Source organism: Bradyrhizobium sp. USDA 4461, from assembly GCF_054055655.1.
Window position 1 is genome coordinate 5,626,829 of record NZ_JBSRXM010000001.1, and the last position, 22,336, is coordinate 5,649,164.

25 protein-coding genes are annotated in these 22,336 nt (G+C 65.4%); 22 read left to right on the forward strand and 3 right to left on the reverse strand.

Annotation, left to right across the window (positions count from 1 at the left end; translation table 11 throughout):
* Window positions 1-118 precede the first annotated feature (118 nt).
* From ACVINW_RS26140 to ACVINW_RS26180, 9 genes are all read left to right on the forward strand, one after another.
* Window positions 119-565 carry an SRPBCC family protein gene (locus ACVINW_RS26140; RefSeq protein WP_106327163.1) on the forward strand — a complete coding sequence of 149 codons (447 nt, stop codon included), beginning with the start codon at window positions 119-121 and terminating at the stop codon, window positions 563-565.
* Window positions 566-748: 183 nt separating this feature from the next.
* Entirely contained in the window at window positions 749-1,234 is a 486-nt protein-coding gene (locus tag ACVINW_RS26145) for a (2Fe-2S)-binding protein (RefSeq protein ID WP_021077804.1), read from the forward strand.
* A gap of 37 nt (window positions 1,235-1,271) precedes the next feature.
* Window positions 1,272-2,078, forward strand: coding sequence for an FAD binding domain-containing protein (locus tag ACVINW_RS26150; protein WP_456753964.1), 807 nt, complete (start codon window positions 1,272-1,274; stop codon window positions 2,076-2,078).
* 111 nt (window positions 2,079-2,189) lie between these two features.
* A complete protein-coding gene (locus tag ACVINW_RS26155; RefSeq protein WP_456753965.1) occupies window positions 2,190-3,098 on the forward strand; it encodes an AAA family ATPase in 909 nt (302 codons plus the stop codon).
* Window positions 3,099-3,238: 140 nt separating this feature from the next.
* Window positions 3,239-4,441 (forward strand): vWA domain-containing protein, encoded by a 1,203-nt coding sequence (locus ACVINW_RS26160; RefSeq protein ID WP_456753966.1) that lies wholly within the window; start codon window positions 3,239-3,241, stop codon window positions 4,439-4,441.
* A gap of 11 nt (window positions 4,442-4,452) precedes the next feature.
* The gene (locus tag ACVINW_RS26165) at window positions 4,453-4,776 is read left to right on the forward strand and encodes an XdhC family protein (RefSeq protein ID WP_021077800.1); all 324 of its coding nucleotides are present in this window, start codon (window positions 4,453-4,455) and stop codon (window positions 4,774-4,776) included.
* 2 nt (window positions 4,777-4,778) lie between these two features.
* A complete protein-coding gene (locus tag ACVINW_RS26170) occupies window positions 4,779-5,480 on the forward strand; it encodes an XdhC family protein (protein ID WP_456753967.1) in 702 nt (233 codons plus the stop codon).
* Window positions 5,477-7,081, forward strand: a complete 1,605-nt coding sequence (locus ACVINW_RS26175; RefSeq protein WP_456753968.1) for an NTP transferase domain-containing protein — start codon at window positions 5,477-5,479, stop codon at window positions 7,079-7,081. The genes ACVINW_RS26170 and ACVINW_RS26175 overlap by 4 nt, the downstream gene beginning before the upstream one ends.
* Window positions 7,082-7,218: 137 nt before the next feature.
* Window positions 7,219-7,569: a DUF4189 domain-containing protein gene (locus ACVINW_RS26180; RefSeq protein WP_456756503.1), complete on the forward strand. Its 351-nt coding sequence runs from the start codon at window positions 7,219-7,221 to the stop codon at window positions 7,567-7,569.
* Between the two features lie 21 nt (window positions 7,570-7,590).
* Here the strand turns inward: ACVINW_RS26180 and ACVINW_RS26185 are convergent, their stop codons facing one another.
* Window positions 7,591-8,808: an NAD(P)/FAD-dependent oxidoreductase gene (locus ACVINW_RS26185; protein WP_456753969.1), complete on the reverse strand. Its 1,218-nt coding sequence runs from the start codon at window positions 8,806-8,808 to the stop codon at window positions 7,591-7,593.
* A gap of 173 nt (window positions 8,809-8,981) precedes the next feature.
* Here ACVINW_RS26185 and ACVINW_RS26190 point away from each other — a divergent pair, with 173 nt between their 5' ends.
* From ACVINW_RS26190 to ACVINW_RS26235, 10 genes are all read left to right on the forward strand, one after another.
* Window positions 8,982-9,392: a DUF2000 family protein gene (locus tag ACVINW_RS26190; protein ID WP_456753970.1), complete on the forward strand. Its 411-nt coding sequence runs from the start codon at window positions 8,982-8,984 to the stop codon at window positions 9,390-9,392.
* Window positions 9,393-9,730: 338 nt separating this feature from the next.
* Window positions 9,731-10,456 (forward strand): TetR/AcrR family transcriptional regulator, encoded by a 726-nt coding sequence (locus ACVINW_RS26195; RefSeq protein ID WP_456753971.1) that lies wholly within the window; start codon window positions 9,731-9,733, stop codon window positions 10,454-10,456.
* Window positions 10,453-11,238: an HlyD family secretion protein gene (locus ACVINW_RS26200; RefSeq protein WP_456753972.1), complete on the forward strand. Its 786-nt coding sequence runs from the start codon at window positions 10,453-10,455 to the stop codon at window positions 11,236-11,238. Before ACVINW_RS26195 ends, ACVINW_RS26200 begins: the two co-directional genes overlap by 4 nt.
* Window positions 11,235-12,194, forward strand: a complete 960-nt coding sequence (locus ACVINW_RS26205) for an ABC transporter ATP-binding protein (protein WP_456753973.1) — start codon at window positions 11,235-11,237, stop codon at window positions 12,192-12,194. Before ACVINW_RS26200 ends, ACVINW_RS26205 begins: the two co-directional genes overlap by 4 nt.
* Before the next feature lie 6 nt (window positions 12,195-12,200).
* A complete protein-coding gene (locus ACVINW_RS26210) occupies window positions 12,201-13,364 on the forward strand; it encodes an ABC transporter permease (protein WP_456753974.1) in 1,164 nt (387 codons plus the stop codon).
* A gap of 191 nt (window positions 13,365-13,555) precedes the next feature.
* Window positions 13,556-14,797, forward strand: coding sequence for an adenylate/guanylate cyclase domain-containing protein (locus tag ACVINW_RS26215; protein ID WP_456756504.1), 1,242 nt, complete (start codon window positions 13,556-13,558; stop codon window positions 14,795-14,797).
* A 68-nt stretch (window positions 14,798-14,865) separates the two neighbouring features.
* Window positions 14,866-15,594: a GntR family transcriptional regulator gene (locus ACVINW_RS26220; protein WP_456753975.1), complete on the forward strand. Its 729-nt coding sequence runs from the start codon at window positions 14,866-14,868 to the stop codon at window positions 15,592-15,594.
* Between the two features lie 46 nt (window positions 15,595-15,640).
* A complete protein-coding gene (locus ACVINW_RS26225) occupies window positions 15,641-16,885 on the forward strand; it encodes an MFS transporter (RefSeq protein WP_456753976.1) in 1,245 nt (414 codons plus the stop codon).
* 15 nt (window positions 16,886-16,900) lie between these two features.
* Window positions 16,901-17,800, forward strand: coding sequence for an amidohydrolase family protein (locus ACVINW_RS26230; RefSeq protein WP_456753977.1), 900 nt, complete (start codon window positions 16,901-16,903; stop codon window positions 17,798-17,800).
* A gap of 99 nt (window positions 17,801-17,899) precedes the next feature.
* Window positions 17,900-18,817, forward strand: a complete 918-nt coding sequence (locus tag ACVINW_RS26235) for a PhzF family phenazine biosynthesis protein (RefSeq protein WP_456753978.1) — start codon at window positions 17,900-17,902, stop codon at window positions 18,815-18,817.
* Here the strand turns inward: ACVINW_RS26235 and ACVINW_RS26240 are convergent.
* Together ACVINW_RS26240 and ACVINW_RS26245 are read right to left on the reverse strand one after the other, a co-directional pair.
* The gene (locus ACVINW_RS26240) at window positions 18,814-19,278 is read right to left on the reverse strand and encodes a DUF488 domain-containing protein (RefSeq protein WP_456753979.1); all 465 of its coding nucleotides are present in this window, start codon (window positions 19,276-19,278) and stop codon (window positions 18,814-18,816) included. The genes ACVINW_RS26235 and ACVINW_RS26240 overlap by 4 nt on opposite strands.
* A gap of 10 nt (window positions 19,279-19,288) precedes the next feature.
* Window positions 19,289-20,179 (reverse strand): DUF72 domain-containing protein, encoded by an 891-nt coding sequence (locus tag ACVINW_RS26245; protein ID WP_456753980.1) that lies wholly within the window; start codon window positions 20,177-20,179, stop codon window positions 19,289-19,291.
* A 124-nt stretch (window positions 20,180-20,303) separates the two neighbouring features.
* On the opposite strand from ACVINW_RS26245, the gene ACVINW_RS26250 reads away from it, so the two are divergent.
* The 3 genes from ACVINW_RS26250 (at window position 20,304) to ACVINW_RS26260 (ending at window position 22,333) form a co-directional block, all read left to right on the forward strand.
* Window positions 20,304-20,675, forward strand: a complete 372-nt coding sequence (locus ACVINW_RS26250) for a hypothetical protein (RefSeq protein WP_456753981.1) — start codon at window positions 20,304-20,306, stop codon at window positions 20,673-20,675.
* A 67-nt stretch (window positions 20,676-20,742) separates the two neighbouring features.
* Window positions 20,743-20,952 carry a hypothetical protein gene (locus tag ACVINW_RS26255; RefSeq protein WP_456753982.1) on the forward strand — a complete coding sequence of 70 codons (210 nt, stop codon included), beginning with the start codon at window positions 20,743-20,745 and terminating at the stop codon, window positions 20,950-20,952.
* 247 nt (window positions 20,953-21,199) lie between these two features.
* Complete coding sequence (locus tag ACVINW_RS26260; protein WP_456753983.1) at window positions 21,200-22,333, forward strand: glycosyltransferase; 1,134 nt, start codon at window positions 21,200-21,202, stop codon at window positions 22,331-22,333.
* Window positions 22,334-22,336: the final 3 nt, after the last annotated feature.

Sequence of the window (22,336 nt, forward strand, 5' to 3'; positions counted from 1 at the left end):
CGGGATTGGCTTGCTGCGGTTGCGAATATGCATCGCTCATCCTCCGAAGGTGCCCTTTCCTTTGCGGCCCGGCTGCTTTACTTGGGGAAAAGGTTCTAGCGATCGAGGAGGTCCCCCCATGGCCATGACAATGACCGGCGAAGTCCAGCTTGCAGCGCCGCGCCAGGCTGTGTGGGACAAGCTCAACGATCCCGACGTGTTGAAGGCCTGCATTCCCGGCTGCGAAGAGCTGGAGAAGACCGACGAGGGCGGCTTCCGTGCCACCGCCAAGATGAAGGTCGGGCCGGTCTCCGCTCGCTTCAAGGGCAAGGTCACATTGAGCGATCTCGATCCGCCCAACGGCTACAAGATCTCGGGCGAAGGCGAGGGCGGGGTCGCCGGCTTCGCCAAGGGCGGCGCCACCGTGGGCCTCGCCGACAAGGATGGCGGCACGCTTTTGAGCTACAACGTGGAGGCGCAGATCGGCGGCAAGCTCGCGCAACTCGGCCAGCGCCTGATCAATGGCGCCGCCAAGAAGCTGGCCGACGAATTTTTTGCAAATTTCGCCAAGGCGGTGCAGGGTTAGTCTTGTCTTCAGGCTGGATGATCGAGGTCTGGCCGAGTCTTTCGGCGCCAAGTCTTCCCGCTATGTCCTGGATGGGTGGCTCGAAAGGTTGCCCATCGTGGGGCGCGCCCATATTATGCCGTCTGGAATGATTTTAAACCGCCTGCTTCGCCGATATGCGGTGGGGCAGATAAGAGAGTGCTGATGGCCAAGATTTCAATGATCGTGAACGGCAATCCCGTTAACGCCAATGTCGACCCCCGTACCCTTCTGGTCCAGTTTCTGCGCGAAAACCTGCGCCTGACCGGTACCCATGTCGGCTGCGACACCTCGCAGTGCGGCGCCTGCGTCGTGCATCTGGACGGCAAGGCGGTGAAGTCCTGCACGACGCTTGCAGTGATGGCCGACGGTCATGAGGTCAAGACCATCGAGGGGCTGGCGGCGGACGGCGCGCCGCTGCATCCGATGCAGGAGGCCTTCCGCGAGCATCATGGCCTGCAATGCGGCTTCTGCACGCCGGGCATGATCATGACCGCCGTCGACCTGGTGCATCGCAAGGGCCACGATCTCTCCGACGAGGTGATCCGCGAGGAGCTGGAAGGCAATCTGTGCCGCTGCACCGGCTACCAGAACATCGTCGCTTCGATCGCCGCCGGCGCCAAGGCGATGGCGAAATCGGATCTCGCCTAATCAGCAATTCGTCGCGGCAAGCGATCAGGACATTCCAATGTACGAATTCAAATATCATCGTCCCGGCACCGTGCGGCAGGCCGCCAATCTGCTGGTGAAGAACGAGGACGCCAAGCTGATTGCCGGCGGTCACACGCTGGTGCCGGTGATGAAGCAGCGGCTCGCGAGCCCGCCGCATCTGGTCGACCTCTCCCACATCGAAGGTCTCGATACGATCGAGATGAAGGGCCGCTCGCTGGTGATCGGCGCCACCGCCAAGCACGCCGAGGTCGCGAACTCCGCTGTTGTTGGCGAGGCGATCCCGGCGCTGGCCGAGCTCGCGGGCCTGATCGGCGATCCCGCCGTGCGCCATCGCGGCACCATCGGCGGCTCGCTCGCCAACAACGATCCGACCGCCGACTATCCGGCCGCGGTGCTGGCGCTGGGCGCGACCATCGTCACCAACAAGCGCCGCCTCAAGGCTGAGGAGTTTTTCCAGGGCCTGTTCTCGACCGCGCTGGAGGCCGACGAGATCATCACCAAGGTGATGTTCCCGCTGCCGAAGAAGGCGGCCTATGTCAAGTTCCGCAACCAGGCCTCGCGTTACGCGTTGGTCGGTGTGTTCGTGGCCCGGCGTCCGTCCGATGTCCGCGTGGCGGTCACTGGTGCGGGCTCCGACGGCGTGTTCCGCGCCACCGCGTTCGAGGAGGCCTTGAAGAAGCGCTTCTCCCACAAGGTGCTCGACGGCATCGCGGTTGGCCCCGAAGGGCTGAACAGTGACCTGCACGGCAGTGCGGAATACCGCGCGCATCTGATCGGCGTTTTGACGCGCAGGGCGGTGGAAGCCGCCAACGCCAAGGACTAAATCGAACGACTAGATCCAAGGGACTAGATACGATCTGGACCTCTAGGACTAGATCCAAGACCTAGCCCAAGGCGCGATGTTGCTAACCCCTGTTCGAAGACTGGCTGTTCCATGAGTGCATCGGCGTTACCCACTTCCGTCGATGCGCTCGAGGGCCTGTTGACGTCGCGCGGCTACCTTGCCGAACGGTCGCTCGCGACCGTGACCTATCTCGCGCTGCGGATGGGCCGGCCGCTGTTCCTCGAAGGCGAGGCCGGCGTCGGCAAGACCGAGATCGCGAAGGTGCTGTCCGCCGCACTCGGGCGCAAGCTGATCCGCCTGCAATGCTATGAAGGCCTCGACGTCGCCTCCGCGGTCTATGAGTGGAGCAGCGCGGCGCAGATGATCGCGATCCGTCTGGCGGAAGCCTCCGGCGATACCGATCGCGACCAGCTCGCCAGCGACATCTTTGCCGAGCGCTTCCTGATCAAGCGGCCGCTGCTGCAGGCGCTGGAGCCCGATGTCGCGGGGCCGCCGGTGCTTTTGATCGACGAGCTCGACCGCGCCGACGAGGCGTTCGAGGCGTATCTGTTGGAAATCCTCAGCGACTTCCAGGTCACGATCCCCGAGCTCGGCACGGTGAAGGCGCCGGCGCCGCCGATCGTGATCATCACCTCGAACCGCACCCGCGAGATCCACGACGCGCTGAAGCGGCGCTGCCTCTATCATTGGGTCGACTATCCCTCGGCCGAGCGCGAGCTTGCGATCGTCAAGTCGCGGGTGCCGAACATTTCCGCAAAGCTGTCGCAGCAGGTGGTCCGCTTCGTGCAGGCGCTGCGCAACCAGGATTTCTACAAGTCGCCTGGCGTCGCCGAGACCATCGACTGGGCCACGGCGCTGTCCGAGCTCGACGCCCGCTCGCTGACGCCGCAGGTGGTCGGCGACACGCTGGGTGCGCTGCTCAAATATCAGGACGACATCGCGCGCATGCAGGGCGATGCGTTGCAGAAGACATTGAAGGACGCGACGAGCGAGACGTAAATCGCGCCGGAAAAAAGGCTCGTCATTCCGGGGCGCGCCACTTGGCGCGAGCCCGGAATCCATCGGGCCGCGTTGACGTAGAAGAATGGATTCCGGGCCCGCGCTGCGCGCGTCCCGGAATGACGGGAGTGGATAGTTCGATGGCGATCAACCACCTCGCGCCTCCGACCGGCCACATGGCCGATAACGTAATCGGCTTTGCCCGCGCGCTGCGGGCGGCCGGGCTGCCGGTGGGGCCGGGCTCGGTGATCGATGCGCTCGACGCGCTGCAGCTGATCGAGGTCGGCAACCGCTCCGATTTCTACGCCACGCTGGAGGCGATCTTCGTCAAGCGCCACGAGCATGCGCTGATCTTCCGCCAGGCCTTCATGCTGTTCTTCCGCGCCGCCGAGGAGTGGAAGAGCATGCTGGATTCGGTGCCGCTGCCTGACCACGCCAGGAAGAAGCCGCCGCCGGCCTCGCGCCGGGTCCAGGAGGCGATGGCGCAGCCGGCCAAGACCGAGGAGCGGCCGCAGGCCCAGGAGCAGGAGCTGAAGCTCTCGGTCTCCGACAAGGAGATCCTGCAGAAGAAGGATTTTGCGCAGATGACCGCGGCGGAGATCGCCGAGGTGACGCGCGAGATCGCGCAGATGCGGCTGCCGCAGGCCGAGCTCGTCACCCGCCGCTATCAGCCGGACGCGCGCGGTCTGCGGCTCGACATGCGCCGCACCGTGCGCAACTCGCTGCGCACCGGCGGCGAGATCATCGATATCAGGAAGCTCGGCCGGATCGAGAAGCCGGCGCCGATCGTGGCGCTGCTCGATATCTCCGGCTCGATGAGCGAATACACCCGCCTGTTCCTGCACTTCCTGCATGCCATCACCGACTACCGCAAGCGGGTCTCGGTGTTCCTGTTCGGCACCCGCCTGACCAATGTGACGCGGGCGTTACGTGCGCGTGACCCGGACGAGGCGCTGGCGAGCTGCTCGTCCTCGGTGGAGGACTGGGCCGGCGGTACCCGGATCGCCACCTCGCTGCACAGCTTCAACCAGCTCTGGGCCCGCCGGGTGCTCGGGCAGGGCGCCATCGTCCTCCTTATATCCGATGGACTAGAACGGGAGGCGGATGCCAAACTGGCCTTCGAGATGGACCGTTTGCACCGCTCCTGCCGCCGCCTGATCTGGCTTAACCCGCTGCTGCGCTACTCCGGCTTCGAGGCCAAGGCGCAGGGCATCAAAATGATGCTGCCCCACGTTGACGAATTTCGCCCGGTGCATAACTTGACGTCCATCAAGGGCTTGATCGGCGCGCTGTCATCCCCGCCGCCGGCGCACCACCGCAGCCTGATCCGATCCGTGGCCTGAGGGAGGTTTCCATGCTGAACCGCGACGAAGACATCCTGCAGGCCGCCGAGACCTGGCAGAAACAGGGCCATGGCGTGGCGCTCGCCACCGTGGTCGAGACCTGGGGCTCGGCGCCGCGCCCAGCCGGATCGAGCCTCGTCATCAATGACGACGGCACGTTTCTGGGCTCGGTCTCCGGCGGCTGCGTCGAGGGCGCGGTCGTGACCGAAGCACTCGACGTGATCGCGAGCGGCCAGCCCAAGATGCTCGAATTCGGCGTTGCCGACGAGACGGCCTGGAATGTCGGCCTGTCCTGCGGCGGCACCATCCGCGTCTTCGTCGAGAAGGTCGGCTAGCCGTGAAACTCGAGATCCTCAAAGAGCTGAACGCCGAGCGCGCCGCGCGCCGTCCGGTCATCATCGTCACCGACACCGCCAATGGCGATCAGCGACTGGTCAAGGCCGCCGACATCGCCGCCGATCCGCTGCGCGCTGAACTTGCGAAGCAGCTTCGGATGGGCAAGAGCGGCAATGTCGAGGTTGCGGGCAAGAAGCTGTTCCTCAACGTCTACGCACCGACCGCAAAGCTCGTGATCATCGGCGCGGTCCATATCAGCCAGGCGCTGGCGCCGCTGGCGCGTGCGCTCGACTATGACGTCACGGTGGTCGATCCGCGCACGGCGTTCGCGAGCCCCGAGCGTTTCCCCGACGTGCCGCTGGTCGCCGAATGGCCCGACGTCGCGCTGCCGCCGCTCAATGTCGATCACTACACCGCCTTCGTCGCGGTGACGCACGATCCCAAGATCGACGATCCGGCGCTGCTGCACGCCTTCGACCGCGACTGCTTCTATATCGGCGCGCTGGGATCGCGGAAGACCCATGCCAAGCGCGCCGAGCGGCTGCGTGCGCAGGGCGCCAAGGACAGCGACATCGCGCGCATCCACGCGCCGATCGGGCTCGACATCGGCGCGGTGTCGCCGTCGGAGATCGCGGTCGCGATCATGGCCGAGATCACCGCACAGCTGCGTCTGCCTCCCAAAGAAAAAGAGGAAGCGGCATGAAGTTCGGTCCCGCCAGTCCGGCCGACGCGATTGGCGGCGTCACCGTGCATACGCTCCGCCAGGGCGCGCTGGTGCTCAAGAAAGGCACCACGATCGGCCCTGAGGAAGTCGAGGCGCTGACCAGGGCCGGCGTCAAGGACGTCGTCGTGGTGCGCCTGGAGGAGGGTGACGTCTCCGAGGACGAAGCCGCCGCCAGCATCGCGCAGGCGGTGGCGGGCGAGGGCGTCAATGTCGAGCGCGCCTTTACCGGCCGCGCCAATCTGTTCGCGGCACGCCCCGGCGTGCTGGTGGTCGACCGCGCCGCGGTCGATCGCATCAACGGCGTCGACGAGGCCATCACCTTCGCCACCCTCGCGGCCTACAAGCCGGTGGTCGAAGGCGAGATGATCGCGACCGTCAAGCTGATTCCGTTCGGCGTCGAGGGGCGGTTGCGCGACGCCGCCGTCGCGGTTGCGGGCAAGGACGCGCTGCGGATCGCGCCTTATGTGATCAAGAAGGTCGGCGTGGTCTCGACCTTGCTGCCGGGCCTTGCGCCCAAGGTGATCGACAAGACGCTGCGCGTCACCGCCGAGCGTCTGGCGCCGGCCGGTGCCACCATCATCGCCGAACGCCGCGTGCCGCATGACGAAACGGTGCTGGCCGGCGCGATCAAGGAATTGCTCGGCCTCGGCGCCGAGCTCGTCATCGTGTTCGGCGCATCTGCGATCGCCGACCGCCGCGATGTGATCCCCGCCGCGATCGCCGAGATCGGCGGCGCCGTCGAGCATTTCGGCATGCCGGTCGATCCCGGCAATCTGCTGTTGATCGGCAGCGCCGGCGGCGTGCCGGTGTTGGGCGCGCCGGGCTGCGCGCGTTCGCCGGTCGAGAACGGCTTTGACTGGGTGCTGATGCGGCTGCTCGCCGGCATCAAGGTGACGCGGTCGGATCTCACCGCCATGGGCGTCGGCGGCCTGTTGATGGAAATCGTGACGCGGCCGCAGCCGCGCACCGTGCCGGACACCGAAGGCAACCGCAACGTCGCCGCGATCGTGCTCGCCGCCGGCCGCTCGACCCGGATGGGCGGTCCGAACAAACTGCTCGCCGAGCTCGACGGCAAGAAGCTCGCGCGCGTCGTCGCCGAGCAGGCGCTGGCCTCGAAGGCCTCCGAGGTGATCGTCGTCACCGGGCATCAGGCCGATCTGGTCGAGCAGGCGCTTGATGGCCTCAAGGTTAAATTCGTCCGCAATCCCGATTTCGCCGGCGGCATTGCCAGCTCGGTGAAAGCTGGCATCGCGGCGGTCTCCGACAGCGCCGACGGCGCGATCGTCTGCCTCGGCGACATGCCGCTGATCGATGCCAAGCTGATCGATCGCATGATCGAGACCTTTGCGCCCGACCGCGGCCACCTGATCGCGGTGCCGGTCAGCGAGGGCCGCCGCGGCAATCCGGTGCTGTGGTCGCGGCGCTTCTTCAAGGAGCTGATGACGCTCGACGGCGACATCGGCGCCCGCCATCTGATCGCCAAGCATGCCGAGGTGGTCGCCGAGGTCCCGGTCGAAGGCGACAGCGCCTTCCTCGACATCGATACGCCGCAGGCGCTGGAAGCCGCGCGGCGGGGGTAGCTCTATCCGCCGTCAACCCGTCATTCACCATCTGGAAACGACCCCTGCGTACAGTCCGCGGCGGACTTGGGGGATTTCCAGTGATCATTTCGACCGCCGCCGCGCAGCGCCGCGCGCTGACGATTCTTGTTCTGACGTTGCTGCTCGGCGCCACGCGTTTCTCCGTGGAAACCTTCGTCCCCAAGGCACACGCGGCCGGCGCGTTCGCAGTCGGCAAATGCGGGGCCTATGGCCAGGCCTATGATTATCAGGCCGAGGGCGCGGCGCGTGCCGCTGCGCTGAAGCAGTGCAAGGGCGATTGCACCGCCGTCACCATGAAGCGCGCCTGTGCCGCGCTCGCGATCGACATGAAAAATCCCTGCGGTGCCCATGGCTATGCGGTGGCGCCACGGATCTCGAGCTCGCTCAATGCCGCGACCAAGAAGTGCTACGACTATGGCGGCAAGGAATGCGTGATCCGCGCCTGGGCCTGCGACGCGAAGGGGTAGCGGGACGACCCCGAGCCGCCCTCAGACCGCACCGTAGAAGTGTCGATATTGCCACGCGGCGTCGCGCTGCAATTGGTCTTCGGACCACGATTGGTCTTTGAACCGAGTGACCGACATCGGTGATAGATCGACAGGCGGCTTGCCGTCCACGATCCAGGCCGCAAGCGCCTCACCGACGGCCGGCGAGATCGACAGACCGGCGACGTTGCACCCGCTTGCAAAATAGAAGCCCTTCACGCCGGCGGCTGGGCCAAGAATATGATGGCCGTCGGCGGTCATCGTCGGAATGCCGCCGCGAAATTCCCGCACCTTGGCAGTTTGCAGGAACGGCAACTGATCCTTCACATCGTCGGCGGCCGCATGAAGCACGCCGATGTCGAGCGGCATGTCCTTGACATCGAAGCCGGTCCCAAGCTTCTCCATATCGAAGAAGCGCGGTGTTTCCTCATAGACTCCCCAAAGGAAGCCGCCCTGACACGGGCGCGCATACACTGCGGCATCCATGATGCGGACCATCGGCAAGTCGGCGCGCGCGCCATCGAGAGGTTCGGTCACGATCAATTGCTGCCGGGTCGGCACCAGCGGCACGCGAATTCCGCTTGCTTCCGCGACCTGCCGCGTCCACGCACCGGCCGCATCGACAACGATCGGGCTTTCAATGACGCCGTTCGCCGTGGTCACGCCGATCGCGTTGCCGCCGACGATGTTGACGGCCCGTACGTCGGTGTTCGGCAGCAAGGTTGCACCGTGGATCGCCGCGGCCCTGGCGAAACCGATCGCAACCTGGGCCGGGTCGAAATACCGGTCGTCACCGATCCGCATCGCCGCGACGACGCCGGTCGGCTGCAAAAATGGATTGAGACGGTTCGCCTGCTCCGGAGAGATCAGCTCGACATCGAGGCCCGCCCGACGGCCGCGCTCGAAGTCGTCCTTGATTATTTCGGCGTCCTGCGGCCGCCGGGCAATCTTCAGGCTGCCCGAATGCACCCAGTCGAGCGGCTGGCCGGTCTCCTCCGTGAACGCTTCGATCTTGCGGCAAGCGTCCTTGATGAGACCAATCATCAGGTCGCTCTTGCGCGCGCAGCTCACCATGCCTGCGGCGCGGGGCGAGGTCTGCGATCCGATCTCATGCTTGTCGACAAGGGCGACGCCGAGACCTCCACGCTTGCTCAAGTAATAGGCTGTGGCCGCGCCCAATCCGCCCGAACCAATAACAACAACATCGGCTTTGCTGATCATGATGCAATGCCTCAAATATGCTGTGATAATCGAAAGCCCGTAGCCTACTACGCGATGCGGGAACTGACCATCGCTTTCGGTGGCTGCAGGAAACTAACGTCGGCGCCTTGCAGGCAGATGAGGGATGCACCGTCAGAGGTGGTGTGTCGCCACCCTGCGAATAGATTTATCGCATGCAGTTCGACACCAAGATCGCGGTCGTGATCCGCACCGACCTGGAAGTCTGGCAGAAGCTCAACGTGGCGTCGTTTCTGGCCGGTGGCATCGCGGCGTCCTTTCCCGAATGTATCGGCGAGAATTACCAGGACGGCTCGGGGACGAGATATCTCTCCCTGATCGGCCAGCCGATCCTGATCTACGGCGCTGACCGTGCGCAGCTGTCGCGGGCACTGGAGCGAGCGCTGGCGCGTGAGGTGAAGCCTGCGCTGTACACCGAGGACATGTTCAAGACCACGCACGACGCCGCAAATCGCGAGGCGGTGAGGGCGGTTGCGCGCGCCGAGCTCAATCTGGTCGGCCTCGCCTTTCGCGCCGAGCGCAAGGTGGTCGACAAGGTGCTCGATGGGCTGAAGTTTCATACGTAGCGGGCCAACTCTCCCCGCCGTCATTCCGGGGCTCGCGAAGCGAGAGCCCCGAATCCATTGATCCAGGAATTATGCGGCGCGATGGATTCCGGGCTCGCGCTACGCGCGCCCCGGAATGACGAAGAGGGGCCGTCGAACCCAGGGTGCGATCAGCCTGGCTTTTGCGCCCTCTGACCGACAGACGGGCCAAATAACCAGCAAACCCTGGCCTTTAGCTTGCGAAAGCGCGGTCGCATGCCCGCATCCCGGAACCGCCCCCACAACAGGAACGTCCGCAGGCACCACGCGTTTCCCTTCATTGAGTTGACAATGACTGACCAGTCAGTCATATTGTGACCATGACAAAGCACAGTACAAGAACGACCCGCACCCAGCCCGCCAAGCGCCGGACCACGATCCGCGCCGCCGCGGCGAGGATTCCGAAGGTGACCTCGGCAGAGCTGGCCGAGCCGAAGCCGCCGGCGAACCGCGCCGGGAAATCGGCGGAGCGGCGCGCTGCGATCATCGAGGCGGCGATGGATGAGTTCATCGCGCGCGGCTTTGCCGCGACCCGGCTCGACGACGTCGCCAAGCGGGCCGGCGTCGCGAAGGGCACGCTCTACCTCTATTTCAAGGACAAGGAGTCGATGTTCGAGGAGCTGATCCGCACCGCACTGGTGCCGCTGATCAGCCGCATGACGGCGCCGCCGACCATCACCGGTCCGGTGCGCGACGCGGTCGAGGGCTTTGCCGAGACCTTTATGCGCGAGGTGGTGGCGACCCGGCGCGGCGACATCATTCGTCTCATCGTCTCGGAAGGGCCGCGCTTTCCGGCGATCGCCGATTTCTATTTCCGCGAGGTGGTGTCGAAAGGCCTGGCCGGCATGAAGGCGCTGGTCCAGCTCGCGATCACGCGCGGCGAGATCAAGCACCGCGAGCTCGGCGATTTCCCGCAGCTGGTCGTCGCGCCCGCGATCGTCGCGGTGATCTGGCAGAGCCTGTTTGCCCGGCACGCGCCGCTCGACGGACTCGCGATGTTCAAGGTGCATCTCGATCTGATCTTCGGCGAACGGAGGAAGACATGACCGCGTCGCGCATGATGAAGCTCGTGGCCGTCGTCGCGCTGGCGACGGCGCTCGCCGGCTGCAAGGAGAAGCGCGATCCCGGCTTCCAGGGTTGGGTCGAGGCCGACATGATCTTCGTCAGCCCGGACGAATCCGGCCGCGTCACCAAGCTCAACGTGCGCGAGGGCGACGAGGTCAAGCCCGGCGATCTGCTCTATTCGGTCGATGACGATCTGCAGCGCGCCGATCTCAACCAGAACAACGCGACCTTGGCCAACGCCCAGCAGAGCTACGACCGTGCGGCCTCGCTGCGCGGCACCGGTGCCGGCACCCAGGCCAATCTCGATTCCGCGATCTCGGCGCTGCGCGTCGCGGAGGCGCGCGTCGTCACCTCGCAGACGCGGCTCGACCGCCGCAAGGGCTTTGCGCCGATCGCAGGCTCGATCCAGCAGATCTATTTCCGCGAGGGTGAGTTGGTGCAGGCACAGCGCCCGGTGCTGTCGATCATGCCGCCCGGCAACATGAAGCTGCGTTTCTTCGTGCCGGAGGCCGAGCTGCCGAAGCTTGCGCTCGGCGATGAGGTGCGGGTGACCTGCGACAATTGCGCTGCCGATCTCACCGCCAAGATCTATTTCATCGCCACCACCGCGGAGTACACGCCGCCGGTCATCTACAGTCTCGATGAGCGCAACAAGCTGGTCTACCTGATCCAGGCGCGGCCGAGCCGTCCCGATGTCTTGCGGGTCGGCCAGCCGATCAGCATCTACCTCAATCCCAAGACGCCGGTGGCGGAGCGCAGATGAACGGCGGCCCCACCAGCACGCAGCCCGATGCACCGTCCATCGCGATCGATGTGAAGGGCCTGACCAAATCGTTCGGCGGACGCGAGGTGGTTCACGACCTGTCGATGCAGGTCAAACGCGGCTCGATCTATGGCTTCCTCGGCCCCAACGGCAGCGGCAAGACCACGACCATCCGCATCCTGTGCGGACTGCTGACGCCGGACAGCGGCGAGGGCACCTGCCTCGGCTATGATATCCGGCGCGATGCCGACAAGATCAAGCGCAAGGTCGGCTACATGACGCAGCGCTTCAGCCTCTACCAGGATCTCTCGGTGCGCGAGAATCTGGAGTTCGTCGCGCGGCTCTACGGCATGCCGGATGCGCGCGGCGCGGCGGCCGACATGATCGCGCGGATCGGGCTGAAGGGCCGCGAGGAGCAACTCGCCGCCAATCTCTCCGGCGGCTGGAAGCAGCGGCTCGCGCTCGGCGCCTGCACGCTGCCCAATCCGCAACTGCTGCTGCTGGACGAGCCGACCGCCGGCGTCGATCCCAAGGCGCGGCGCGACTTCTGGAACGAGATCCACGCGCTCGCCGCCGAAGGCCTCACCGTGCTGGTCTCGACCCATTACATGGACGAGGCCGAGCGCTGTCACGAGATCGCCTATATCGCCTATGGCCATCTGCTGGCCCACGGTACGGTGGACGAGGTGATCGCAGCCTCCGCGCTGTCGACCTGGACGGTGACGGGCGAGGATTTCAACGGCCTGATGGCCGAGCTTACCGGCAAGCCCGGCGTCGACATGGTGGCGCCGTTCGGCACCAGCCTGCACGTGTCCGGGCGCGACAGAGCGGCGCTGGAGGCTGCGATCGCGCCGTATCGCGATAATTCGAAATGGCACTGGCAGCCGAGCGAACCGTCGCTCGAAGATGTCTTCATCGACTTGATGGGGCGCTCCAAAGATAACTTTCAGGGATAGTTTCCGATGAGCACAACGGACACGATCCACAATGGCGAGGAAAGGGAGCCGGCATTCGGCTTCTGGCGGCGCAGCTATGCGATGCTGGTCAAGGAGTTTATTCAGCTCCGCCGCGACCGCGTCTCTTTCGCCATGATCATCATGCTGCCGGTGATGCAGCTCACGCTGTTCGGTTACGCCATCAACACCACGCCGCGCAATCTGCCGACCGCGGTGCTGACCCAGGAGGACACCGATCTCGGGCGTTCGATCCTGAAGGCGATGGAGAATACCGCCTATTTCCATTTCGTCCGCGAGGTCCACACCGTCGAGGCGTTCGACGAGCTCCTGCAATCCGGCAAGGTTCTGTTCGGCGTCGAGATCCCGCGCGGCTTCGAGCGCGCGGTGCGGCGCGGCGACCGGCCCGCGCTGCTGGTCGCGGCCGATGCGACCGATCCGGTGGCGTCGGGCACGGCGCTCGGCACGCTCGGGCCGCTGGTGCAGACCGCGCTGGCGCATGACCTTCACATCGGCGATCCCCCCGACATGCCGTTCGAGATCCGTGCCCATGCCCGTTACAACCCGGCGGCGGATTCGCGCCTCAACATCGTGCCCGGCCTGGTCGGGACCATCCTGACCATGACCATGCTGATCTTCACCGCGCTGTCGGTGACGCGCGAGATCGAGCGCGGCACCATGGAGAGCCTGCTGTCGATGCCGATCAAGCCGGTCGAGGTGATGTTCGGCAAGATCATCCCCTATGTGCTGGTCGGCTTCATCCAGGCCACGCTGATCATCGCGATCGGAATCCTGCTGTTCGGCGTGCCGGTGCTCGGCAGCCTCACGCTGCTGGCGCTGCTGACCACGCTGTTCATCACCACCAATCTGTCGATCGGCTACACCTTCTCGACCATCGTGCAGAACCAGCTGCAGGCGATGCAGCTCTCGATGATGTTCTTCCTGCCGAGCATCCTGTTGTCCGGATTCATGTTTCCGTTCGCCGGCATGCCGGTCTGGGCGCAATATATCGGCGAGGGGCTGCCGCTGACCCATTTCGTGCGCATCGTCCGCGCCATCATGCTGAAGGGCGCGGCGATGCAAAACCTGCAATACGACAGCATCGCGCTGGTCGCGCTGATGTTGTTCGCCATGACGATTGCCGTGACGCGCTTCCGCCGCACGCTCGATTGAGGCTATGATGGCTGCTGTTTGTTCATCGTCATTCCGGGGCGCCTCGAAGAGGCGAACCCGGAATCTCGAGATTCCGGGTTCGATGCTTCGCATCGCCCCGGAATGACAGGGGTTGGATATTGAAGGAATTTCCAGACAAAGAAAGCGCAGCGGTCGACACGACCGTATCCGCCGATTTCCGTCATGCCCTGATGCGCGAGGTGATGACCACCGAGCTGCTCCGCATCAAGGTGCTGATCGGCACCGCTGCCGCGCTCGGGGCGATCAGTCTGCTGGTGTATTTCTTCGCGCCCGAGGCGGTCAGCCGCGTCTGGCACGGCAACCTCAGCCCGGTCTACGTCTTCTACGTCATCGTGCCGCTGATTGTATTCGAGCTCTGGGTGCATGGCGCGATCCGATGGCATATGCGCAAGGGACGCGATCTGCCGGTGATCCGGCGCTACATCGGTGTGCTGGTGGAGACGTCGCTGCCGACCGTCGTGCTGGCTCTGCACATGAACAGCATGGGCCCGCAGGAGGCGCTCGGCTTCGTGGCGCCGCTGGTCTATTTCGTCTTCATCATCCTGTCGACGCTGCGGCTCGACTTCTGGCTCTCGACCTTCACCGGCTTCGTCGCGGCGACCGAGCTGTTCTACATGGCGGTGTTCTTCCACACGGCCGGCGGCGGCGAGGCCGAAACCAGCATCTACTATCACGCCGCGCGCAGCACGATCATCCTGATCTGCGGTCTCCTCGCCGGCGCGGTCGGCATGCAGCTGCGCCGCCAGTTCGAGGCCAGTATTGCCGCCGGCACGGCGCGCGACCGCATCACCAACCTGTTCGGTCAGCACGTCTCGCCGCAGGTGGTCGAGCGGCTGATGACGGAGGGCGCTTCGACCGCGAGCGACATCCGCCGCGTTGCCGTGATGTTCGTCGATTTCCGCAGCTTCACCGCGGGCGCGCGCACCCGCTCGCCGCAGGAGGTGGTGGATCGGCTCGACGGTGCCTTTGCCGTGCTGGTCGATATCCTCGATCGCCATGGCGGCATCGTGAACAAGTTTCTCGGCGATGGCTTTCTCGCGTTGTTCGGCGCTCCGTTCGAGACCGGCGACGCCGCGCATCAGGCGGTCGCCGCCGCGCGCGAGATGCTGGCCGCCAATGAGCGCACCAACGCGGCGTCGAGCTGGCCGCTGCGCATCGGCATCGGCATCCATATCGGCGAGGTCGTCGCCGGCAATATCGGCTCGCCGCGGCGCAAGGAATACACCGTGATCGGCGACACCGTGAACTTCGCCGCGCGGCTCGAGGCGCTCAACAAGGAGCTCGGCTCGCAATTCCTGATCTCGTCCGCGGTGCGCGAGGCACTCGGCGACGACTGCACCGACGCCGTCTCGCGCGGCGAGATCCCGGTGCGGGGTTACGAGCACCCGGTGCCGGTCTGGCAATTGGGGTAAAACGTCCTTTCACTTGAGGTAATAAAGTAGCGATTGACGGGGCATCATAGAGTCATATAGATGACTAGATGAATTCAGCCCTCGACGACCGCCTGCCGCGCTACCAGCGTCTTCGCGACGATCTCGCGGCACGCATCAATCGCAATGAATGGCGGCCCGGAGACCTGATCCCCTCCGAAGCCGAGCTCGGCGCGCATTACGGCGTCGCCATCGGCACCGTGCGCAAGGCGATCGATCAGCTCGTCAGCGACGGTGTGCTGGAGCGCCAACAGGGCCGCGGCACCTTCGTGCGCCGTGCGCGCTTCAACTCCTCGCTGTTCCGCTTCTTCCGCTTCCAGTCCGAGAGCGGCGAGCGCCGCGTGCCGCAGAGCCGCATCCTGCGCCGCAAGGCGGTGCCGGCGACCTCGGCTGTCGCATCGGCGCTGCGCATTGCCGTCGGCGAACCCGTCATCAGCCTGTCGCGCCTGCGGCTGATCGACGACGTGCCGCTGCTCGCGGAAGAAATCTGGCTGCAACGATCGCGCTTCGAGGCGATCCTGGCGCTCGCGACCGCCGAGTTCGGCGACTTGCTCTATCCGCTCTACGAGGATCGCTGCGGCCAGGTCGTGGTCTCGGCCGATGAAATCCTCACGGTCGAGATCGCGACGGAGATGCAATCGCGCCTGCTGCGGCTCGAGGCCAATGCGCCGCTGATCGTGATCGAGCGTCTTGCGTTCGACCTGGAGCGGCGGCCGATCGAATGGCGCCGCTCACGCGGGCCGGCGAATCGCTTCCGCTACCACGCCGAGATCAGATGACGGCGGCGATCAATTAAAACAACACAAGACATTTCAGGGAGGAATGATGGCAAACTGGTACAGCGAATGCTCGCCGCTCGAGCGGCGCACCTTCTGGGCAAGCTTTGGCGGCTGGGGCCTCGACGCGCTCGACGTCCAGATGTTCAGCCTCGCGATTCCAGCGCTGATCACCGCATTCGCCATCAGCAAGGCCGACGCCGGTCTGCTCGGCTCGGTCACGCTGTTCTTCGGCGCGTTCGGCGGCTGGCTCGGCGGCGCGCTCGGTGATCGCTTCGGGCGGGTGAAGGCGCTGCAGATCACGGTCGCGACCTTCGCGCTCGCGACCTTCGCCTCCGCCTTCGCGATGAACTACATCCAGCTCGTGGTGCTGAAGGCCATTCAAGGCGTCGGCTTCGGCGCCGAATGGGCCTGCGGCGCGGTGCTGATGGCGGAGATCATTCGCGCCGAGCATCGCGGCAAGGCGCTTGGCGCCGTGCAGAGCGCCTGGGCGGTCGGCTGGGGCGCGGCGGTGCTGCTCTCGGCCCTGGTCTTCACCACTGCGCCGGCCGATATCGCCTGGCGCGTCCTGTTCGCGGTCGGCCTGATCCCGGCGCTGCTGATTCTCTACATCCGTCGCGGATTGAAGGAGCCGCCGCGCACCGTGCCGCGCGAGGCCGAGCCGCCATTCTTCGCGACGCTCGCCGGAATCTTTCACCGCGACGTGCTGCGCTCGACGCTGATCGGCGGCCTGTTCGGCATCGGCGCCCATGGCGGCTATGCGGCGCTGACGACATTCCTGCCGACGTATTTGCGCGAGGTGCGGCATCTCTCGGTGCTCGGCTCCAGCGCCTATCTTGCCGTCATCATCGTCGCGTTCTTCTGCGGCTGCGTGGTCTCGGGGATCATCAGCGACCGGATCGGACGGCGCGCCAATGTGACGCTGTTCGCAGCCGCCTGCGTCGTGACGGTGCTGGTCTACATCTTCGCGCCGCTCTCCAACTCGCAGATGCTGGTGCTCGGCTTCCCGCTCGGGTTCTTCTCGGCCGGCATTCCCGCCAGCATGGCGGCGCTGTTCAGCCAGCTCTATCCCGCCGGCGTCCGCGGCACCGGTGTCGGCTTCTGCTACAATTTCGGCCGCATCGTCTCCGCGGCGTTTCCCTTCCTGGTCGGCTATCTCAGCGACCATATCGGTCTTGGTGCCGCGATCGGCATCGACGCGGCGTTCGCCTATTCGCTGGTGCTGATCGCCGTGCTGATGCTGCCGGAAACCCGCGGCAAGGTCTTCGAGCAGGCCGCTGCCACACGCGCGTGATGATGAGGAATGATCATGACATCGGACCAACACGGGTTGACGCGGCGCCGGTTTGCCGCGGGAGTGGTTGCCGCGCTGTCGGCGGGCGGATTGGCGAGCAGGGTGAAGGCTGAGATGCCGAAATTGGCGATCGATACCCACGCCCACGTTTTCCATCGCGGGCTGAAGCTCGCGCCGGGCCGCCGCTATGCGCCCGACTACGACGCGCCGCTCGCGCTCTATCTGCAGCAGCTCGACCGGAACGGCATCACCAATGGCGTGCTGGTGCAGCCGAGCTTTCTCGGCACCGACAATTCCTATCTGGTCGAGTGCCTCAAGGCGACCAGTGGCCGGCTGCGCGGCATTGCCGTGGTCGATCCTACGGTTCCGGCGGAAGAGCTTCGTGAGCTCGACCGTGCCGGCGTCGCCGGCATCCGTCTCAATCTGGTCGGCCAGACGCTGCCCGATCTGACATCGCCGGAATGGACGGCGCTGCTGGGCGAGATCAGGACGCTCGACTGGCAGGTCGAGATCCAGCGCAACGCCAGCGATCTAGCGGCGCTTGCACCAAAGCTGCTCGATCAGGGTGTCAAGGTCGTGTTCGATCACTTCGGCTTGCCCGATCCGAAGCTCGGCATCGACGATCCCGGATTCCAGTCGGTGCTCAAGCTTGGCGCGACGCGCAATATCTGGGTCAAGATCTCGGCGCCGTACCGCAACGGCGCGGCCGGCGAGGCGTTCGCGAAGCAGGCCTATCCGCTGCTGCGCAAAGCCTATGGTGTCGATCGGCTATTGTGGGGCAGCGATTGGCCGCACACCCAATTCGAGACGACGCAGAGCTACGCGAAGAACCGCAAATTCCTCGACGAACTCGTCACCGATGCGGATGAGCGCGCCGGCGTGCTTGCGTCGCCGCGGGCACTGTTTCGCTTCTAGCTCGCGAGCGATTGTACCGAGTGCTCTGATGGGCGTCGTTGCAGCCGTGCTACGATGACGCCATCGGTCGCAGATGACCGGAGCACAAGGACACGCAAGATGCAGCGGCGCTATATCACTGTCGACGTTTTCACCGACCGCGCCTTCGGCGGCAATCCGCTCGCCGTGGTGCTCGACGCCGAAGGCCTCTCGACCGCGCAGATGCAGGCGATCGCGACCGAATTCAACTATTCCGAGACGACCTTCGTGCTGCCGCCGCAGGACCAGGCCAACGACGCTCAGGTGCGCATCTTCACGGTACGCTCGGAAATTCCGTTTGCCGGCCATCCCAACGTCGGCACCGCCTTCGTGCTGGCGAGCCAGGCGGCGAAGCTGCCGGCGCAGCTGAGGTTCGAGGAGAAGGCGGGCCTTGTGCCGGTCAAAATCCTGTCGGATGGCGGCAGGGTTGTCGGTGCCGAGTTGACGGCGCCGCAGCCGCTGCAGCGAACCACCGAAGTGAGCGCCGCCGCAGCCGCCGCGTGCCTGTCGCTGTCGGCGGATGACGTGACAACCGATCGGCATGTGCCGCAGGTGGTCTCGGTCGGCCTGCCGTTCCTGGTGGTGGAGATCGCCTCGCGCGAGGCGGTCAAGCGCGCGCGGCCCGATGCCGCGGCGTTCGCCAGGGTGCTGGCCGAGATCGGCCGCGACGTCGTCTATTTCTACACCCGTGACATTCCGGCGAGTGAGCAGCCGCTCGACTTGCAGGCACGCATGTTCCATCCGGGCGCCAGCGGCCTATCCGAAGATCCCGCCACCGGCAGCGCGACCGCGGCTTGCGCGGCGCTGCTCGCCGACATCGATTCCGCGCGCGACGGCGAGTTGCGGCTGCGGATCGGGCAGGGCGTCGACATGGGCCGGCCCAGCCTTCTGCTGACGCGGGTGCAGAAGCAAGGCGGCGCGATCGCCTCGGTGCATGTCGGCGGCGGCTGCGTGAAGATGATGGAGGGGACGATAAACGTCGCGGGCGAGAGAGGCTAGACCATCTGCGGCGCAGCCAAATTCTCGATCTTGACGCCGTCGCGCTCCTCGATGATCTCGGCGATCCAGCGGCGGTGGCAGTGTTCGTGGTCGCGCTCGTAGCAGAGGATGCAGACCGGGCCGGATTTCTTCACCAGCGCCGACAGCTCGTCGAGCTCTTCCTTGGCCTGCACTGTCTTGAGGTGCGCCGAATAGATCTTATGGAGCAGCGCATAGTGTCCGCTGCGCGCCGCCTCTCGGCCGCTCTTCGGCGTGCCGAGGCCGCGCAGATGGACGTAGCCGATGCCGCGCTCGTCGAGGCCTGCGGCGAGCTGGGTCTTGGAGAAGCCTGGACGGCGCGAGGAGGCGACGGCGCGTACGTCGACCAAGAGCTTGACGCCGGCCTGCTGGAGTTCGTCGAGCACCGCCTTGGACGGCGTCTGCTCGTAGCCGATGGTGAACAGCTTCTTCGCCTTCGCCATCGCCAAGCCTTCACTTCACCCGTTCGATCAGTTCCATCGCGCCGGCGGGCGCGCGCACCTTACCCTCGTGGATCACGTAGGCGAACACGTCGCGCGGCGTCTTTTTCGGCGTCGATTTGTCGACCTTCGGCAAATCGACCGGCTCGCCGCCGCCGGCCCAGTCCTGGAACCGCTTGGCCCAGGCGTCGAGCTGCTTCGGCGGATAGCAGGTCTTCAATTCGTCGTTGCCCTTCTGTAGCCGGGCATAAACAAAGTCACTCGCGACGTCAGCAATCGCCGGATATTTGCCGTGCTCGGCAAACACCACCGGCACCTCGTGCTCGCGAATGAGGGCGATGAATTCGGGCACCTTGAAGCTGTCGTGGCGCACCTCGACCACATGGCGCAGCGCGCGGCCGTCGAGCTTGCGCGGCAAGAGCTCGAGGAACTTGCCGAAATCGGCGCCATCGAACTTCTTGGTCGGCGCGAACTGCCAGAGCACCGGGCCGAGCCGGTCCCTCAATTCCAGCACGCCCGAGTCATAGAACCGCTTCACCGAATCGCCGGCCTCGGCGAGCACGCGGCGGTTGGTGGCGAAGCGTGGCCCCTTCAGCGAGAAGATGAAGCCGTCGGGCACTTCGCTGGCCCATTTGCGAAAGCTCTCCGGCTTCTGCGAGCCGTAATAGGTGCCGTTGATCTCGATCGAGGTCAGCTTCGACGCGGCGTAGGACAGCTCTTTCGCCTGCGCGAGCTTCTCCGGATAGAACACCCCGCGCCACGGCTCGAAGGTCCAGCCGCCGATGCCGATATAGATGTTGCCTGCATCCGTCTTGGTCGTCTTGGTGTCTGTAGTCTTGGTTTCTGTAGTCTTGGCGTCTGTCTTGGTCGAATTGGTGGGAGCTTTGGCCACGACTGCACTCATCGTGAGGGGGGAGAGACAGAGAGTAGTCAAAATAATCGTGATTGGCCAGTTTGCCAGATGTGCGCGGCGGTGCTTATCGTGATCGCCGGTGTTGGCTAGGATGCCGAAAAACGGGAGAACAACAATGCGCATGCTGGTTGCGGCCGCCCTCTTGATGACGTGCTCGGCTGCCATATTGTCGGCTGCAATGGCCGATGAGGTCGACGACGCGCACAAGCTCGCGATCACCGGCCGCGACGCCTACTGGAATTGCCTCGCGCGCGAATATCCCCGCGACAGCAACAAGGCGATGTCCGATCAGGAGTTCACTTCGCTGATCGCCAATGTCTGTCCCTCGGAGCGGCAGAATTTTCGGGTGTCGCTGATCGACTTCCTGTCGCTGCAATTTCCGAAACAGGATGCCGACGCCAACCTGACCACCGCCAACCGCGCGATCGAGCTGGCGCAGAAGGACATCGTCACCGCCTTCACCCGGCGCAAGGCCGCGGCGAAATAGGTTCCCGAATCCTGTTGCGGCCGGCCGATTTTTGATATCAATCCGCGCAGGCGAGGGGATGATCGGCATGCGCTCACAATCGACGGCAGGCTTCCTGGGTGCAGTGGTCGCGGCGATCGCGCTGGCGGCGGCGTTCATCTATGGGCCGTCGCCGAGCCAGCTCCGCAACCCGACCCCACCCGCCGCGGCGCAGCCGCAGGTGGCTCCCGCCGCCGAGGCCGCGCCGGCGGCCCCGGCGCCACGCGGCCCGGTGATCCGGGAAGTCCCGAACAACTAACGCCACCCGCCCCCTTGCAAACCGCATGGGGGCTTCCTATCTGGCTCATAACGGCGACGTTGCAGCTTTGAGGGCTCCGGCGCTGGGACGACCACGACAATGTCGGCTGCGCCGGATGTACGCGCGCCCCTTGTTCGTGGTCGTTGGCATTTTCGGGGGTATTTGCCCCGTTTTCCCGCCTTCCAGGACCGCGTTTGGGCCGCTCTGCCTTGGCAGCGGGAGAGGCTGCGGCTATACGCTGGCGCTCATGAATCAAGCCATCAAGCCGGGCCCTGAAACCTCCGCGCAGGCAGCAAGTCTGCCGCAGCTTTCGGTGGTCGTCCCGACCTTCAACGAACGCGACAATGTCACGGTGCTGTACCGCCGGCTTGACGCGATCCTGAAGGACGTGCCTTGGGAGGTCATCTTCGTCGACGACAATTCGCCAGACGGAACCTGGGACGTGGTGCGGGCGCTGGCGCGCAAGGATTCCCGCGTCCGCTGCATCCGCCGGGTCGGCCGGCGTGGCCTGTCCGGCGCCTGCATCGAGGGCATCCTGGCCTCGAGCGCGCCCTATGCGGCGGTCATGGATGCCGACCTGCAACACGACGAGACCCAGCTGCCGAAGATGGTGGCGTTGCTGCAGCGCGGCGAGGCCGAGCTCGTGGTCGGCAGCCGCTACATCGAGGGCTACAAGGCCGACGGCTTCAACAAGCAGCGCGCCGGCGCCAGCGCGTTCGCGACCGAGATCGCGCGCCGCGCGCTGCAGGTCGAGATCGCCGATCCGATGAGCGGCTTCTTCATGATCCGCCGCGACCGCTTCGAGCAGCTCGCGCCGCAGCTCTCGACCCAGGGCTTCAAGATCCTGCTCGACCTGGTGGCGACCGCGCAGGGCAAGCTGCGCGCGGTCGAAATTCCCTACACGTTTGGCGCCCGCCAGCATGGCGAGAGCAAGCTCGACTCGATGGTCGCGCTCGACTTCCTCGGCCTGGTGCTGGCCAAGCTGACCAACGACCTGATCTCGCTGCGCTTCATCCTGTTCGCGGCAGTCGGCGGGCTCGGCCTGCTGGTGCATCTGACGGTGCTGTTCATCGCGCTGGAATTGTTCAAGGCGCCGTTCCCGGAGGCCCAGGCCGCCGGCGCGATCGTCGCGATGACCAGCAACTTCATCCTCAACAATTTCCTGACCTACCGCGACCAGCGGCTGAAGGGTTTCGGCATCCTGCGCGGCCTCTTGCTGTTCTATCTGGTGTGCAGCGTCGGCCTGCTTGCCAATGTCGGCGTCGCGTTCTCGGTCTACGACCAAGAGCCGATCTGGTGGCTTGCGGGCGCAGCCGGCGCGCTGATGGGCGTGGTCTGGAACTACGCGATGTCCGGGCTGTTCGTCTGGCGCAAGCGATGACGG